We start from the raw sequence: 17,351 nt of genomic DNA, 5'->3' as shown, positions 1-17,351 counted from the left end.
AAACGCCTCACAGTGGAGACGTTTAAATTAGTTACCTAGTTAATAGGGGAGATATAAATTACTGCATGATCTGTAAGCGTAAGTAATCATAAATTTTGCTAAAGAAGCTGCCTTCTTCCACTTCTTCAAGTGTAACTAGTGGGTATTGAGCAATATCTTCGCCCTCTAGTTGTAAGAATAACGTACCTACTTTAGTACCTTTAGCAAGTGGTGCTTCAAGCGTATTATCTAGCTCAAAGTTAGCTTTAAGGTTTTTATGCTGACCACGTGGGATAGTAATTGGTGTATCTTCTAAAATACCTAAAGATACGTTCTCTTTGTTACCCATCCAAATACGTTGTTCTGCAAAGCTATCGCCTGCTTTGTACGGAGTAATTGTTTCATAAAAACGAAAACCATAGTTAAGTAGCTTTTTACTTTCTACTTTACGAGCTCGTTCGCTTGAGGTACCCATAACAACAGCAATTAAACGCATATCGTTTTTAGTTGCTGAGGTAACTAGGCTGTAACCAGCTTCTGATGTATGCCCTGTTTTAATGCCGTCAACATCTAAGCTTTCATCCCATAATAATGAGTTACGGTTATATTGCTTAATGCCGTTATAAGTAAATGACTTTTGCTTATAAAGTGCATATTCATCTGGCACATCACGAATAAGAGCAGCACCAAGTGTCGCCATATCGCGTGGAGTTGTGAAGTGCTCGTCAGTATCAAGGCCGTGGCTGTTGATAAAGTGACTGTTGCTCATACCTAATTTAGCAGCATGGGCATTCATTAAATCAGCAAATGCGCTTTCGCTTCCAGCAATATGCTCAGCCATTGCTACACATGCATCATTACCTGATTGAATAATAATACCGTGATTAAGCTCATCAACACTAATTTGTTTACCTACTTCAATAAACATCTTTGAAGATTCTGGAAAGTTTTTAGCCCATGCTTTTTCGCTTACCGTTACCATATCGGTAGTGGCAATATTACCTGCTTTAATTTCAGTACCAATTACATAACTGGTCATCATTTTAGTTAAACTTGCAGGTGCTAGCTGTGTATCGGCTTCACCTTCAGCAATAACTTTACCAGTTGTAAAGTCGACTAAAAAATAACCTTTCGCATTAACTTGAGGTGGTGCCGGAATAATTTGGGCGCTGGCTGAGAATACGGCGGCTGTACAAACTAGGCCGCATACACCTTTGAGGATTTTATGTTTAATAGATTTCATCATACTCATTAATGGTTAAAGTTAAAGATTCGCGTTACGCCATTTTATACCCAAACTACCCCGAGATGCGAGCATCTTGGGCTGGTTTGGGTATTAGTCTTACTGAGTGTAAAGCAAGAACGCGTTTTGAAATTGATTTTCTTTTAATTTTTTTAATACTTCGTTTGCATGAGGGGTATCTTTTATTGGCCCTAAATGCAGTCTGTAAATATCGTCTTTTTGCACAATATTTGTTGGTAATTTGTATTGCTCTCGCAATGTGCTGGCAAGTGCTTCAATATTAGCAAGTGTACTACCTGCAGCTACCTGAATATAGGTTTGACGCGCAGTTGCGCCCGCAAGCGTAACGGCCTCTAGCTTAACCTTTGCTGTACCATGGGTGTAGTAGCCAAGCTTATAAGCGGCTGCGTACGAAAGATCAATTATTCTATCGTCATGAAATGGGCCACGGTCGTTCACGCGTACGATTACCGACTTACCATTTGCTGTATTGGTTACTTTAACAAAGCTAGGTAGTGGCAGCGTTTTATGCGCTGCGGTCATGGCAAACATATCATACGTTTCACCATTTGAAGTGTGGTAACCATGAAATTTACGACCATACCAAGAGGCAATGCCTTCCTCACTATAACCCGTCTCATCAAGCATGGGCGAATAGCTTTTACCAAGCACTGTGTATGGGCGGCTAGCGCTAGCACTTTTAGTGGTTTCGGTAACTATAGCGTCTTGCATCTCAAGTGTAGTTGGAGCTCTTAATGGCGCTGCATCATGACGCATACTATAACGGCTACTTGGCCCACTACTACAAGCACTTAAAAGTAAAATTAATAACGTGGTAAATATAAGCTGATTAGTGTGTCGCATTATTTTAAAAGCATCCTTTTATCTGTTGCGATTGACATAATAATGCCAAATCCTGCCATGAGCGTTACCATTGATGTGCCGCCATAACTAATCAGTGGTAGTGGTACGCCTACAACAGGTAATAAACCCGATACCATGCCTATGTTTACGAATACATATACAAAAAAGGTGAGGGTGAGTGCGCCTGCGAGCAATTTACCAAATGCATCTTGTGCATTAACAGCAATGTATAAACCACGACCAATAATAAATAAGTACAGGCTAAGTAAAACACATACGCCGAATAAGCCAAATTCTTCGCTTAAAACCGAAAATATAAAGTCGGTGTGGCGCTCTGGCAAAAACTCTAATTGCGATTGTGTACCAAGCAACCAGCCTTTACCTTCTATGCCGCCTGATCCAATAGCAATTTTCGATTGAATAATATGATAACCCGAACCAAGCGGATCGCTCTCAGGATCTAAAAAGGTGAGTACACGTTGTTTTTGATAATCGTGCATACCGTAGTGCCAAAATGGCCATGCAGCAAGCGCTATAATCGAGCTTAAAAAGCCTATTAAACGCCAACTCAACCCAGACAAAAATAATACAAATATACCTGAGCTTGCAATAAGTATAGCGGTACCTAAGTCGGGTTGTTCTTTAATTAATAATGTAGGGAGCATTACAATCATAAAACCAATAATTAAATGTAGCGGGCGAGGTGGTAAGTGGTTTCTACCTATATACCAAGCTACCATCATCGGGACAGCCAACTTCATTAATTCTGCAGGTTGAAATCGTGTCACCCCTAAATTGAGCCAACGCTGCGCGCCTTTTGAGCTTACACCAAATAAAAGTACACCGACTAGCATTAATAACCCAACACAATAAAGTGGGATCACTAACCGCTTTAACGTGGCAGGCGAAAACTGGGCTAAAACAATCATAGCAACAATCGCACCGCCCATGCGGGTCATGTGCCTAATCATCATAGAAGACTCTTGCCCGCTTGCGCTGTAAACAACTATTATGCTGCCAGCCATCATTATAAGTAGTGCAATAAGCAGCGGTAGGTCTAGGTGCATACGCATCCAAATAGAGCGTTTATCGTGCAAAGCGGTCATGGTGTCTCGTTCCTTGCAAGATTAACAGGGTTGGCTGCAAAGTAGTAATCCATAAGTTGGCGAGCTATTTGAATGCCGCCGTGGTTGTTTTCTAACACAACAGAAACCACAATTTTAGGATCGCTATAAGGTGCAAAGCCTACATAAATTGTATTATCGCGTTGGCGCTCTTTAAGAGATTCTGCATCGTAGCGTTCACCTTGGGCAATACTAACTACTTGCGCGGTACCGGTTTTACCAGCCGAGTCGTAGTTAGTCCCTTTAAATGCTTTGTGGGCTGTGCCTGATATTTTTTGTACTGTATTATGCATTGCATCTAACGATACCTGCCAATGGCGCGGATCTTTTAAAATAACAGGGGGTTTTTCTTCGTTGTTAATTTGCGTTATGTCGTTATCTTTTTTTATCACTTGCACCAAATGAGGGGGATGATTAATACCACGATTAACTAATATGTTAGTTGCATTTGCAATTTGAATAGGTGTGGCAGTCCAGTAACCTTGGCCAATGCCTACCGAAATAGTATCACCGCGCCACCAAGATTCTTTAAAGCGTACTTCTTTCCATTCTTTTGAAGGTAGAATAGCAGTAGTTTCTTCGTGAATATCAATACCTGACAAATCACCGTAGCCAAAACGGGCCATAAAATCGCTTATTTTAGTAATGCCTAATCGATAAGCCGCATCGTAAAAATAGGTATCACACGACTCTTCAATCGCTTTATATACATCTACATGACCATGGCCCCAACGTTTCCAATCTCGCCATTTATGTTCAACATTTGGAATTTGAAAAAAGCCAGGATCCCACATTGATGTTGACTCATTTACTATATTTTCTTCAAGCGCTAATACTGCCATTAAAGGCTTTACAGTAGAGGCCGGCGCATAACGACCTTGCGTAGTACGGTTTATTAATGGCCGGTCTTGGTTAAGCAGCGCTTTATAATTTTTGCTGCTAATGCCGTGTACAAATAAGTTTGGATCGTAACTTGGGTTTGAATAAAGTGCCAGCACGCCGCCATCTTTGGCGTCCATAACTACAACAGCGCCGCGCATATCTTTAAGCGCGTGTTGTGCTATTTGTTGCAAGCCAACGTCTAAAGTCAGTACTAAGTCGCTACCTGGTTGCGGTTGGGTCATGCTCAGGGTGCGTATTACACGGCCACGGTTATTAACTTCTACCCGTTGTGAGCCTACTTTACCGTGCAGTGTTTCTTCGTAATATTTCTCTATGCCGAGTTTGCCAATATCATGTGTGGCGCGGTAATTGGTTGCACGGTCTTCTTGCTCTAATTGGTTTAGCTCTTTTCTATTAAGCTTGGCAACATATCCAAGCGCATGCGTTAGCGTGTCACCAAATGGGTAGTAGCGAGCCAGACGTGCCTCAATACTAAAACCAGGGAATTTATGTTGATTAACCGAAAATTTCGCCACTTCAGTTTCGTCTAAGCGGGCTTTTAATACTTGTGATTTAAAACGACGGGTGTGTTTTATATCTTTTAAAAAGTCTTGTTTATCTTGCTCTGTAATCGCAATTATTTTACTTATTTGATCAAGCGATTCGTCAAGGTCATCTACCTCTTCGGGGATGACTTCAAGGTTGTAAACAGGTTTGTTTTCAGCAAGTAGCACACCGTTACGGTCGTAAATTAAACCACGGTTGGGTGCAATAGGAATAACTTTAATGCGGTTATCGTTGGAGCGGGTTTGGTAGTCTTGGTGATCTTCTACCTGAATAGTATAAAGATTAGAAAGCAATACAGCGACTAATCCTAATACAAAAACAAAACCCACGAATGCTCGCCTAGCAAATAAGTTTGCTTCTGCGGAGTGGTCACGAATAGTGGGTCTATGTTTTAGCATGGCAAGGGGTTACTCGCGATGATAAGGATGGTTGTTATTTAAGCTCCAGCCTCGGTAAAGGCTCTCTGCAACAATTATACGCACCAAAGGGTGCGGCAATGTTAAATTAGATAACGACCATTTTTGCTCAGAAGCTGCAATGCACTCTGGAGCAAGTCCTTCAGGTCCGCCAATAAGTAAACTTACATCGCGGCCATCGAGTTGCCATTTTTCCATATTTTTAGCAAGTTGGTGAGTATCCAGCGCTTTCCCTGTTACCTCTAACGTTACAATACGATTGCCTTTTGGAATAGCCGCTAATGTTTTTTCACCTTCAATGTGTAAAATACGTTTTATATCTGCATTTTTACCACGTTTTCCGGCTTGAATTTCAATTAACTCTAGGGCCATATCTTTAGGGAAACGTCGCTGATATTCTGCAAATCCCGTTTCTACCCATGCTGGCATTTTAGTACCAACAGCAATCATTTGTATTTTCACGTATTACTTCCAAGCATTGTCTAAAATGAGTGAGCGTTTAGCCCCACAGTTTTTCTAGATCGTAATAGCTACGTGCTTCGTTTTGCATCACGTGTACAACCACATCACCTAAATCAACCAGTGCCCATTCGCCGTCGCCTTCACCTTCATAACCTAATGGCTCTGAATCTGCATGACGCGCTTCTTTTGCTAAGTGATCGGCAATTGACTGTACGTGGCGTTTAGAAGTACCAGAACAAATTACCATGTAATCTGTGATATCTGATGTTCCAGTAACGTCAATATGAACGATGTCACGCGCTTTCATATCGTCAATTTTGTCCATAGCAAAGGCGAGTAGTTGTTTTGAATCCAAGGTTTTGTCTCAATTTAAAAATTTAATGGCGCGCATTTTAACACGCTAGGAGTTTTTAAGCATCAATTTGATAGAGCTGATGCACTTCTATGTAATGACTCACTGCATCGGGCAATAGTTCATTCTTTTTATTACTTTTTTTCAGTTGTTCGCGAATGGTGCTTGAGGCCGCATCGAGCATTTCGCCCGGTAAAAAATAAAGTTTACCTGCAAGTGAGTGTTTAAGTGCCGCTACTTCGCCGGCATTTGCGCGTTGCATATAGCTTTTGAGCTCACCTGTTACAGTGCAATGTTGAGCAGGGCGCTGGTACACCACAATATGGCAAAGCTGCGTTATTGCCTTCCACTCAAACCACTTATCTAGGTTGTTAAATGAGTCCATACCAATTAAAAATAAAATAGGTGTAGTGGGGTGCTCTTTACGAAGTTCTTGTAAGCTCAGCAACGAATACGATGGACCGGTTCGATTAAGTTCTCTTAAATCGAGTTCAAAATGAGGGTAAGGAGCAATAGCTGCGTTGAGCATATTAATTCGGTGCTCTGCACTAATACCCGGAGCTGCTTTATGTGCAGGTAATGCACAGGGCATAAAATAAAGCGTATTTAAATTAAACGCATTTACGCATTGCAGCGCCATATTTAGATGGCCTAAATGGACTGGGTCGAAAGTGCCACCAAAAATTGCGATCATTTTACACCCATTAGCTATTTATTAATTAACCGCGTGGCACGGCATAGGAATGTTGAGCGGCTGGCAAAATTTAATACAAATATGAGCAAGCGCTTGGTAAGGTGCAATTAAATTACCTTGCTTGTAACTGGCATCAAACAACGCAACATCACTGTTTATTTGTTCTAGTGTATGCATGTTTAAACGGTTAATAGCATTTTGTACTGGACCTTGTTGGTTTTTCCAGATTGCTTTTTGTTTAAATAAATTAGCGATAGGTTCGCCATTTAATAAACCAAGTTGCACGCTTATAAGTGTATTAAGCTCTTTGGTTATAGCCCACAAAATACTCACCACTTCGGTGTTATCGCTGGCAAGTTTGTTTAATACTTTTATAGCTTGTTTAGCGTGGCCATTTAATAGCGCATCGCTTAAATCAAAAATATCAAACTTGGCTTGGTTTAACAGACCTTGCATTACTAATTGCTGAGTAATTAATGCATTGCCGTGCAGTAGCGAGAGCTTCTCAAGTTCCTGAAAACAGGCTAACAAGTTGCCTTCGGTGGCATTTATCAAGCTTACTTTGGCGTCGCTTTGCATATTAAGTGATAAACGTTGGCATTGCTCATCAAGCCATCGTTTTACATGAGAGCCCGTAAGCGGGTAGCAAGGTACAAATACACCTTGCTTATCAAGAGCTTTAAACCATGCTCCACGTTGTACTTCTTGGCTGGCTTTAGCGCCTTTAACAATTAAAATAGTATCGGGATTAACCAGCTCAACTACTTTTTTAAAGGTGTTGCTGCCAATAACGCCTGGCTTTTGTTGGTTTAAATCAAGCTCAATAATAGTGCGGGCGCTAAACAGCGACATACTTTGGTACTGGGCTATAATTTCTTGCCAATCGAATCCTTGCATTAAAGTAAACTTAATTACTTCATCAAAACCTTGTTGCTTAGCACTGTCGCGAATTTGTTGTACGCACTGCGCTTCTTGAAAAGGCTCTTCTCCAAATACTAAATAAAAGGGCTTTAGCCCTTTATTTAATTCACTCGGTAGTTGATTAGCGTAGCAGCGCATTATAGTTGCGACAGCTCTCTAACAATACGACGACTGGCTTGCTCACGAATTTCGCTAATAAGTAGCTCAAGCTCTTTTGCTTTTGCTAATGCATGATCCGGATCGTCTTGGTAATTACGGTAAAGCTCAAAACGTTTTTCTATCGCTTTTTCACCTGGGCGTTTAACTACATACGATACGCCATAAGCGAGCTCATATTCAGCAACTTGGCCGTTTTGAAACAGCGAAAGTGTTTGGCGTTCAATGCTTTCTTTGCGTAAGTACAATTGGGCTTTATCTTTAGCTGACGATACTAACTCTACGTTACTCGCTTTAAGCTCTTTTTTAAGCTCAGTGAATAAAGTCGATTTTTCGTCATCGCCTACAAGTGTTAGCTGTTTTAAGTTATCAGGCAGGCTAGAGGCTTTTTTTAAATGAAAGCCACAGCTTGATAACAAAAAACAGACTAGCACTAAGGCTAGTCCATTTTTAATGGCGTTAAATGCAGCCATATTAGTTAGCTACCACGTTAAGTAGCTTGCCTGGTACGTAAATGATTTTACGAATGGTTGAGCCATCAGTAAATTTAGTTACGTTAGATTCTGCAAACGCAAGGGCTTCTACTTGCTCTTGAGTTGCACCAGCTGCCACTGTTAACTTAGCGCGAAGCTTGCCGTTTACTTGTACGATGATTAGTTTTTCATCTTCAACAAGTGCAGACTCGTCAACTTTTGGCCATGCAGCATCTAAAATTTCGCCTTTTTTACCAAGCTCTTTCCAAAGCTCATGCGATAAATGCGGAGTAATAGGTGCAAGCATAATAACTAATGCTTCAAGTGCTTCGTTAGCAATCGCTACATCTTGTTTGTCGCTCAGTGGTGCTTTTAATAACTTATTAGAAAGCTCCATAATAGCTGCAATAGCGGTGTTAAAGGTTTGACGACGTTCAACATCATCAGTCACTTTAGCAATTGCTTTGTGTAAGTCTCGACGTAGTACTTTTTGCGGATTAGTTAGCGCTGATTTATCAAGTGCTTGGTAACCTACTGTTTTAACGTCTACCGCGTACTTCCATACACGTTTTAAGAAACGATGCGCGCCTTCAACGCCTGAGTCTGACCATTCAAGCGTTTGCTCTGGTGGTGCTGTAAACATCATGAATAAACGCACTGTATCTGCACCATACTGGGCAATTACATGTTGTGGGTCTATACCATTGTTTTTAGACTTAGACATTTTGCTCATGCCTGATGAGAATACCGGCTCGCCGTCTTCCTTGTGCCATGCTTTAGTAACGCGGCCTTTTTCGTCGGTTTCGGTATTAACATCAGTTGGCGAAATCCAAATGTCGCCGCCTTTTTCATCTTTACGATAAAATGTTTCAGCAAGTACCATACCTTGACAAAGTAAGCGGTCAAACGGCTCGTCTGAATTAACTAAACCAAAGTCACGTAATAATTTATGGAAAAAGCGTGAGTACAATAAATGTAAAATTGCATGCTCAATACCACCAATGTATTGGTTTACTGGTAACCAGTAGTTAGCAGCCGCTGGATCTAGCATGCCTTCGTCGTAGCGTGGGCTACAGTAGCGTGCGTAATACCAAGACGATTCCATAAAGGTGTCAAACGTATCAGTTTCGTGAAACGCAGGTGCGCCATTTACTGTTGTTTTAGCCCACTCTGGGTCTGCTTTAAGTGGTGAAGTTACACCGTTCATTACCACATCTTCTGGTAAGCGAACTGGTAGCATATCTTCTGTTGCAGCAAGTTCTTTACCATCTTCATCGCTAAGCATTGGAATTGGAGAACCCCAATAGCGCTGACGGCTCACACCCCAGTCACGCAGGCGGAAGTTTACTTTACGCTCACCAACACCGAGTGCTTCTAATTTATCGGCAATCGCTTTAAAACCAGCTTCAAAATCAAGGCCGTTAAATTCACCCGAATTTACAAGTACGCCTTTATCGGTAAATGCTGATTCTTTTAGGTTTACTTCAAGATCTGAACCTTCAGCAGGCGCAATGACTTGTTTTATATCTAGGCCGTACGCTGTTGCAAACTCAAAGTCGCGTTGATCGTGTGCAGGTACTGCCATTACAGCGCCTGAGCCATAATGCATTAATACAAAGTTAGCAACCCAAATTGGTACTTGCTCGCCCGTTAATGGGTGAGTGGCGTAAAAGCCTGTTGCTATGCCTTTTTTCTCCATTGTTGCCATGTCTGCTTCGGCAACTTTGGTGTTTTTGCATTCTTCAACAAACATTGCAATAGCGTCGCTATTTTTAGCGGCTTCTTGCGCAATAGGGTGACCACCAGCAACAGCAACATACGTAACACCCATAAAGGTATCTGGACGAGTTGTGTATACGCTAAATGTTTCGTCGTTATCGGTGCGTTTAAATTCAATATCACACCCTTCAGAGCGGCCAATCCAGTTGCGCTGCATTGTTTTAACTTGCTCTGGCCAATCTTCTAACTTGTCTAAATCGTCAAGTAGCTCTTGTGCGTAGTCGGTAATTTTAATAAACCACTGTGGAATTTCTTTTTGCTCAACCACAGCGCCTGAACGCCAACCGCGACCGTCAATAACTTGCTCGTTAGCGAGTACTGTTTGATCTACTGGATCCCAGTTAACTGTCGACATTTTTTTATACACTAGGCCTTTTTCGTAAAGCTTAGTGAAAAACCACTGCTCCCACTTGTAGTATTCTGGATGACATGTCGCAATTTCGCGATCCCAGTCATAACCAAAACCTAATTGCTTAAGTTGAGTACGCATGTAATCAATATTTTCGTATGTCCACTTAGCTGGTGCTGTTTTGTTTTTAATAGCAGCGTTTTCTGCAGGTAAACCAAACGCATCCCAACCCATAGGTTGCATTACGTTTTTGCCTTGCAGGCGCTGGAAACGAGAAACAACATCACCAATGGTGTAGTTACGCACATGACCCATATGCAGTCGACCACTCGGATAAGGGAACATAGAAAGGCAGTAATACTTTTCTTTGCTCTCATCTTCAGTGACTTTAAATACCTGGTTTTCTTCCCAGTAGCTTTGTACTTTTGACTCTATATCTTGCGGGTTATATTGCTCTTGCATCTATGGTTCCAGACTTCTTGCAAACTAATAAAAAATTGCCGTTAGGATACCCCAAATAAAACACTATTCACAGCGTCAAAAACATGCTTTTATTAAATTGTAACTTTCAGTGCAGGTTAACCTGCCTTTTTATAGTGTGGTTAGCTAAAGGCATAAGTTACAGACTGATTTAACAGCAATTTTGAAGGAGTAAAAAATGACTGATTACAAAACATGGCTTAGCAGTTTTACCCATTGGATAAAAGATGTGAAAGAGCATGGTTTAAAAGATGTGGTTTCTGGGTTTGTTGAATCTGAGCAGGCGCTTAAAGATTTAAGTCAAGAAAGATATGAGCTCTACAAAAGTTATTTAAAGAATGATATTGAACATATAGTAGAGAACGAATCACACTATAATTCGCTTGCATGGCAAGAGCTTAAAGAGTCTCTTTGGTTTGAACTGTCGCACATAGAAGATAAAACTCAACTTGAGTGGCAATCTCTTAGCCAAGATTTTAAGCACAATGGTGTGTATCACGCAGGCGAATGGATAGCCATGGGCACATTAGTATGTAAGAATTGCACCCATAGTTACGATGTTTATCACGCTACACAAATTACACCGTGTATTGAATGTGATGGAATCTATTTTAGTCGTAAGGCACTGCACCCTTAAATATAAGTATTAAGTGGCTGCGGGCCACTTAATACGCCCAAAGGCCAGCGAATATGCTGGTAAAAAAAGAAGTTAGAATGACGAAAAAATTGCTGCCACTATCTGTTTCAAAACTCGCACCGAGTATTTCTACTAATCACGTAAACACGTGTATGAACAATCCATACCCAGAGCAACTTACGTTTATAGGCCAACAACGCGCCCAAAGTGCTTTAGATTTTTCATTAGGGATGGAACTGCCGGGTTACAACGTTTATGTAATGGGCGAGGCCGCTCACGGGCGCTTTACGCTTGTTAAAGATAAACTTAAACAACACGCAAAAGACAGCTCAACGCCAAACGAATGGTTATACGTAAACAATTACGATGACCACAGAGAACCTATTGCGCTGTTTATGCAACCAGGTCAAAGCAAGCAACTTAGTGACGATATAGATTCATTTTTAGATGAAGTACTCGACACCTTTCCTGCGGCATTTGATAACCCAGCGTATCAGCGTAAGAAAAAATCAATCGATCGTGAATTTAACGATGCCTACGACAGTGCTATTACCGCAGTAGAAATTGCGGCGTTTGAGCAAAGCGTTGCATTAGTTGAAGAAAAAAATTCAGTAGGGTTTGCACCACTTGTAGATGGTAAACAATTGAGCGACAGCGAATTTGGCGAACTTGAAGAAACGTTACGTGAAGAGTTTTTTGAAAAAATTGAAAAGCTAGAAGATGCATTAATAGAAGCGTTAATAGAGCTGCCACGTTGGAAACGCGAATCAAAAGAAAAACAACGCAATCTTAAAAAGTCGACTGCAGAGCAAGCCACTAAACCACTTTTAAAAGACTTAGAACATAAATATGCCACGCATATTGGTGTACTGCGCTATTTAAAAGATATACGCGTTGAAATTATAGACGCGGTACTTGAATGGCTAGATGACGAAGATGAAAGTGAAGAAAGCAAAGAAGACTTTGATCGCAAAGGCATGCTTACCGACTTTTTTGCACCTAACATTTTAGTTGAGTTTAAAGAGGACGACGCAGCACCGGTTGTGTACGAGCCTAATCCAACGTTTGGCAATATATTTGGCAAAATTGAGTACTCAACATCGCAAGGCTCTTTAATTACCTGTTATCGCTCAATTCAGGCTGGTGCATTGCATCGTGCTAATGGCGGCTATTTAATTATGGACGCTGAAAAAATCATGGCAAACCCACAAGTGTGGGATGGTTTAAAACTCGCGTTAAAAACACATCAAATTAAAAACGACTTACCGTATCAAGACAGCACAGTAGGGACGAGCTTTACACTTCGCCCGCAGCTTATACCGCTTGATGTTAAAATTATTTTATTAGGTTCGCGCGAGTTGTACTACACCATAGGTGAGTACGATGAAGAATTTGCAGAGCTATTTAGAGTATTAGCTGACTTTGATTACTACTTGCCAAGTAGCGATAAATTGCAATACCAGTTTATTACTAAAGTAACCGAGTATTGCGAGCAAACATTAAAGTGCACTGCAACGCAGGCTGCTATGGTGCGTTTACTTAAATTTAGTTACCGCCAAGCTGAGCATCAAAATAAATTATCAGCGCGTTTTGCTGATGTACTTGAACTTATTGCAGAGGCCAGTTACTACGCAAAACAAGACAAATTAGCCGTTATTGACGCGCACCATATTGACGAAGCCATTGAAGGCAAGCAATACCGTACCGGCCAAATTAGCGAAAATATGCTCAGTGATATAAAAGAAGGTCACACACTTATTGCAACCGACGGCCAAGCCATTGGTAAAGTAAATGGCTTAACCGTATTACACATTGGCGATACCTCATTTGGTACCCCTGCGCGTATTACGGCAACGGTTTATGCTGGCGCTGATGGCGTAATAGATGTTGAACGCGAAGCTGAGCTTGGCAAAGCAATTCACTCAAAAGGGGTAATGCTACTTACCGGTTATTTAGGTAATAAATATGCGCAGCACTTTAGCTTAACGCTTAGCGCTAATATTGCCATTGAGCAAAGCTATGGTTACATAGATGGCGATAGCGCATCTTTAGCAGAGTTGTGTGCGCTTATTTCGTCTATTACAAGCCTACCTATTAGCCAATCAATTGCGCTTACAGGCTCTATAAACCAACATGGTGATGTACAAGCCATTGGTGGCGTAAACGAAAAAATAGAAGGCTTTTTTAAACTGTGTAAAATGCGTGGTTTAACAGGTTCGCAAGGCGTTATCATTCCTAAATCAAACCAAGTTAACTTAGTGCTTGATGACGAAATACTTAATGCGGTTGAAGCGGGTAAATTCAATATTTACGCAGTTGAAACCGTAGACCAAGCGCTTAACTTGTTAATGGATATAGAAGCTGGCGATATTATTGATGACCAGTATCCAGAAAACTCAGTAAACGGTATTGCACTTGCTCGCCTCAAAGAGATTGCCGACATAGTAAACGGCGATGATGACGAAAAAGACGAAGAGCTAGACAGCGAAAAAGGTTAATGATGATTAATATAATTTTGGCGGTAGTTATCGCCATTTTTTGTTTTTTAATATTTCAAAATAGTAAAAAAGCAAAACAACAAGCAGGCATAAATGCACAAATAGGTGCAGACTATTTAGCCGCTAACGCAAAGGTAGAAGGCGTAGTAGAAACGACTTCTGGCTTGCAGTATAAAGTAATCCATAAAAGCGAAAACGAAAACACACCAACCCCAAAAAGTATGGTTAACGTGCATTACCACGGCACACTAATCGACGGCACTGTGTTTGACAGTTCAGTAGAGCGTAAAACACCGATTAGCTTTGGTTTACACCAAGTTATTAAAGGTTGGACTGAGGGCTTACAACTGATGAGCCCCGGCGATAAATACACGCTATATGTACCGCACCAATTAGCGTACGGCGAAAAACGTGTAGGGAGTATTCCTCCTGCCTCAGTACTTATATTTGAAGTAGAGTTACTGGCAATTGAGTCTTAGTGATCAAATAACAAGGAAGTAAATTATGAATAAAGACGAATTACTTAAAATAGCCAAGGGTGATATTAACTTTACCTTTCAATCTATTATTTATGCATTAGCGCTGTGCTTACTCGTTGCAGCTGTTTTTTTACTAGAGATGAGCGTTAACCTACAAATGGGTTTAATAGTTTGTATTATTGGTGTGTTTGGAATGACTATTTATAATAATTTAAATACTCGCCTAAATGCGGCGCTTGCACTTATTGCGCTCTCACAAGATAACCAAAGCACTAAGTAAGCAACGAGTTAGTTTAATAAATTGGTATAAGCCCTACTTTAATAAAGTGGGGCTTTTTGCTTTTAGCTAACATGAAAATTTACTCAAGAATTTTAATGCGAGGTCGATACCTATAAAAGAGACAAAGCTATTTTAGGGATAAAATAATGAAGATTTCACCGACTCCCATTGCATACCAAGTACACAGCTCAAATGCTCAAACTTTAGCGCAATCAGATAAACTACCTGTTGAAAAAGCGAGTGAAGAAAAGAGCGAGGAAGAAAATGAGGAAGAGCCAAAATATGTGTTATCAAAGTTTCTAGATACCAAAGCGCAAGAATATAGTGAAGATAACGCTACGTTTGGCAATCAATATAAAAACCTAGAAAAAGTATACAAGCACTTCGCTGGGCGAGTTATTACGCTGCAAGAGCAAATTAATAAACTTAAACAAAGCCCCGTACAACGTAGTTTAACTATAAACACTTCTGCAAGTGAGCCGAATAAAAGTGATGCGAGTTTAACTTTTGATGCAGAGCACCTAGGTGCAAAAAAATATAAAAACACGCAACAGCAAGAACAAATAGATATGTTAGAGCTGCAATTAGGGGAGTTAAAGTCAGAGCAAGCAGCAATAAAACAACAAATGGTTGAGCTGGTTATTAGTGAAATGAAGAGACGGGGCGACGACTATACTATTTAGCGCCGCCAACATGCTGGTGGGCTTCGGCTTCTCTTTTTTGTTTACCCCTCAATAAAATATAATTAAAGTTTAAAACTCCCAGCTATTATTTGCTAAAATCTCTTCAGTCGAACCTATTTGTTTTCTCATGAGCTATAAACTAAGACCTTACCAGCAAGAAGCCGTAGAACGCACCGTTTTACACTTTAGAAAGAGTAATGATCCTGCCGTTATTGTACTACCAACCGGCGCAGGTAAGAGTTTGGTTATTGCTGAACTTGCGCGTATAGCTAAGCAAAAAATATTAGTGCTTGCTCATGTAAAAGAGCTGGTAGAGCAAAATTCGCAAAAATATAAAAGTTTTGGTTTAGAGGCGAGTATATTTTCAGCAGGCTTAAAAGAAAAATCATTAAACCATCAAGTAACCTTTGCCAGTGTGCAATCACTTTCCCGTAATTTAAATAAATTAAATGAGCATTATTCATTACTTATCATTGATGAATGTCACAGGGTAAATGGGGATAAAAAAAGCCAGTACGGTAAAGTAATAAACAGTTTAAAAGAGTATAACCCTCACTTAAAAGTATTGGGTTTAACAGCAACACCTTATCGGTTAGGAATGGGGTGGATATACCACCACCATTATCATGGTTTTGTTAAGGGTACTCAAGAAAGTCCGTTTAAAAGTTGTATTTTTGAATTGCCGCTCAGGTATATGATAAAATATAATTATTTAACGCCACCTAACGAAGTTGATGCTGCAATTAGCCATTATGATTTTTCGTCCTTAGATAGCAATGCATTTGGGCAATATACGACTGATGACATGAATGCGCTTTTAAAAAACAGTGAGCGCGCAACGCAGGCTATATTACAGCAAGTAATTCAATACAGTGAAGAGCGCGAAGGTGTTATGGTTTTTGCCGCCACGGTAATGCATGCCCAGGAAATATTAAGCTACTTGCCAGCTCATCAAAGTGCACTAATAACAGGTGATACGCCAAACACCGAGCGCGATAAAATCATTAAGCAATTTAAAGCTAAACAATTAAAGTATTTAGTTAATATTTCGGTACTAACTACAGGGTTTGATGCGCCACATGTCGACTTTATAGCTATTTTAAGACCTACAGAATCGGTTAGTTTATATCAACAGATTGTGGGGCGAGGTTTAAGGTTATCTGAATCGAAAACGGATTGCTTAGTAATAGATTATGCTGGCAATGGTTTTAATTTATTTCACCCAGAAGTAGGTGATAAAAAAGGCGATAGTGATAATGAACCTGTGCAGGTACTTTGCCCTGGTTGTGGGTTTGCGAATATATTTTGGGGTAAAACAGACTCCACTGGCAAAGTAATAGAGCACTTTGGCAGGCGTTGCCAAGGCCTGTTAGAAAATGATGAAGGTACAAAAGAGCAGTGCGATTATCGTTTTAGGTTTAAAGAATGTGAGCAGTGCGGTGCCCAAAATGATATTGCTGCACGTAAATGCCATGATTGCGGCGCGGTAATGGCCGACCCTGATGATAAGTTACGCAATGCATTAAACTTAAAAGACGCACTTGTGCTTCGATGTAGTGGGTTATCGGTAACTCTAATTAAAGATGAACTTATTAAAGTAACGTATTTTGATGAAGATGGTGCAAGTTGCGATGAGGTATATAACCTCGCAAATAAGGGCGGGCAATTTATATTTAATAAGCAATTTGGTCTACGAGTAGGACTTGGACAAACACCTATTAATTTTAAAACTGCAGCGCAAGTAGTAAGCGCACAATTTGAATTAGTACCACCAGATTTTGTTATTGCACGAAAAAGCAAAAAGTATGGTTGGAAAGTGGCTGATAAGCTATTTGACTATAAAGGCAATTTTAGGAAGGCAAATCAGTTAAGCCGTTAAGCTTAACTGATAGAGTACATTGGACTAAAAGGCAAGGTAGTGTTTAGAAATCTGTGTCATTTCAGTATTATTAAGAAAACAGGAGTGACACATGACTCAATCTTTCGATTTCAACAAAGCATTAGCTGAACTTCAGGCTGGTAAAGGTCTTACT

General features: G+C 40.4%; 16 protein-coding genes. 6 read left to right on the top strand and 10 right to left on the bottom strand.

Features of this window, described 5'->3' with window-relative positions:
• Positions 1 to 58: 58 nt before the first annotated feature.
• From I6F10_RS14490 to leuS, 10 genes are all read right to left on the bottom strand, one after another.
• Positions 59 to 1,222 carry a serine hydrolase gene (locus tag I6F10_RS14490; RefSeq protein ID WP_002958518.1) on the bottom strand — a complete coding sequence of 388 codons (1,164 nt, stop codon included), beginning with the start codon at positions 1,220 to 1,222 and terminating at the stop codon, positions 59 to 61.
• Between the two features lie 99 nt (positions 1,223 to 1,321).
• Positions 1,322 to 2,086, bottom strand: a complete 765-nt coding sequence (locus I6F10_RS14485) for a septal ring lytic transglycosylase RlpA family protein (RefSeq protein ID WP_039489313.1) — start codon at positions 2,084 to 2,086, stop codon at positions 1,322 to 1,324.
• Entirely contained in the window at positions 2,086 to 3,192 is a 1,107-nt protein-coding gene (gene rodA, locus I6F10_RS14480; RefSeq protein WP_024603684.1) for a rod shape-determining protein RodA, read from the bottom strand. The genes I6F10_RS14485 and rodA overlap by 1 nt, the downstream gene beginning before the upstream one ends.
• The gene (gene mrdA / locus I6F10_RS14475) at positions 3,189 to 5,057 is read right to left on the bottom strand and encodes a penicillin-binding protein 2 (RefSeq protein ID WP_197099061.1); all 1,869 of its coding nucleotides are present in this window, start codon (positions 5,055 to 5,057) and stop codon (positions 3,189 to 3,191) included. Before mrdA ends, rodA begins: the two co-directional genes overlap by 4 nt.
• 9 nt (positions 5,058 to 5,066) lie before the next feature.
• Complete coding sequence (gene rlmH / locus I6F10_RS14470) at positions 5,067 to 5,537, bottom strand: 23S rRNA (pseudouridine(1915)-N(3))-methyltransferase RlmH (RefSeq protein WP_007585562.1); 471 nt, start codon at positions 5,535 to 5,537, stop codon at positions 5,067 to 5,069.
• A gap of 37 nt (positions 5,538 to 5,574) precedes the next feature.
• On the bottom strand, positions 5,575 to 5,892 hold the full coding sequence (rsfS, locus tag I6F10_RS14465) for a ribosome silencing factor (RefSeq protein ID WP_007585564.1): 318 nt from the start codon (positions 5,890 to 5,892) through the stop codon (positions 5,575 to 5,577).
• A gap of 55 nt (positions 5,893 to 5,947) precedes the next feature.
• On the bottom strand, positions 5,948 to 6,583 hold the full coding sequence (gene nadD, locus I6F10_RS14460; protein ID WP_024603762.1) for a nicotinate-nucleotide adenylyltransferase: 636 nt from the start codon (positions 6,581 to 6,583) through the stop codon (positions 5,948 to 5,950).
• 21 nt (positions 6,584 to 6,604) lie between these two features.
• Positions 6,605 to 7,642, bottom strand: coding sequence for a DNA polymerase III subunit delta (gene holA, locus I6F10_RS14455; protein WP_010554702.1), 1,038 nt, complete (start codon positions 7,640 to 7,642; stop codon positions 6,605 to 6,607).
• On the bottom strand, positions 7,642 to 8,133 hold the full coding sequence (locus I6F10_RS14450) for an LPS-assembly lipoprotein LptE (RefSeq protein ID WP_010554703.1): 492 nt from the start codon (positions 8,131 to 8,133) through the stop codon (positions 7,642 to 7,644). Before I6F10_RS14450 ends, holA begins: the two co-directional genes overlap by 1 nt.
• A gap of 1 nt (position 8,134) precedes the next feature.
• A complete protein-coding gene (gene leuS / locus I6F10_RS14445; RefSeq protein ID WP_007585573.1) occupies positions 8,135 to 10,723 on the bottom strand; it encodes a leucine--tRNA ligase in 2,589 nt (862 codons plus the stop codon).
• 196 nt (positions 10,724 to 10,919) lie between these two features.
• Between leuS and I6F10_RS14440 the strand changes: the two genes are divergently transcribed.
• The 6 genes from I6F10_RS14440 (at position 10,920) to I6F10_RS14415 (ending at position 17,197) form a co-directional block, all read left to right on the top strand.
• A complete protein-coding gene (locus tag I6F10_RS14440; RefSeq protein ID WP_007585575.1) occupies positions 10,920 to 11,378 on the top strand; it encodes a zinc ribbon-containing protein in 459 nt (152 codons plus the stop codon).
• A 77-nt stretch (positions 11,379 to 11,455) separates the two neighbouring features.
• The gene (locus tag I6F10_RS14435) at positions 11,456 to 13,876 is read left to right on the top strand and encodes a Lon protease family protein (protein ID WP_231619972.1); all 2,421 of its coding nucleotides are present in this window, start codon (positions 11,456 to 11,458) and stop codon (positions 13,874 to 13,876) included.
• A 2-nt stretch (positions 13,877 to 13,878) separates the two neighbouring features.
• Positions 13,879 to 14,355: an FKBP-type peptidyl-prolyl cis-trans isomerase gene (locus I6F10_RS14430; RefSeq protein ID WP_007585579.1), complete on the top strand. Its 477-nt coding sequence runs from the start codon at positions 13,879 to 13,881 to the stop codon at positions 14,353 to 14,355.
• Positions 14,356 to 14,380: 25 nt separating this feature from the next.
• Complete coding sequence (locus I6F10_RS14425; protein ID WP_002958531.1) at positions 14,381 to 14,635, top strand: hypothetical protein; 255 nt, start codon at positions 14,381 to 14,383, stop codon at positions 14,633 to 14,635.
• A gap of 146 nt (positions 14,636 to 14,781) precedes the next feature.
• Positions 14,782 to 15,318 carry a hypothetical protein gene (locus tag I6F10_RS14420; protein WP_024603759.1) on the top strand — a complete coding sequence of 179 codons (537 nt, stop codon included), beginning with the start codon at positions 14,782 to 14,784 and terminating at the stop codon, positions 15,316 to 15,318.
• A 127-nt stretch (positions 15,319 to 15,445) separates the two neighbouring features.
• Positions 15,446 to 17,197 carry a DEAD/DEAH box helicase gene (locus tag I6F10_RS14415; protein WP_165744039.1) on the top strand — a complete coding sequence of 584 codons (1,752 nt, stop codon included), beginning with the start codon at positions 15,446 to 15,448 and terminating at the stop codon, positions 17,195 to 17,197.
• Positions 17,198 to 17,351 lie beyond the last annotated feature (154 nt).

It is taken from the genome of Pseudoalteromonas sp. SWYJZ98 (assembly GCF_015864495.1).
Lineage (GTDB): Bacteria > Pseudomonadota > Gammaproteobacteria > Enterobacterales > Alteromonadaceae > Pseudoalteromonas > Pseudoalteromonas distincta.
Note: the sequence above shows the minus strand (reverse complement) of the source record. Positions and strands in the feature narration are given on the sequence as shown.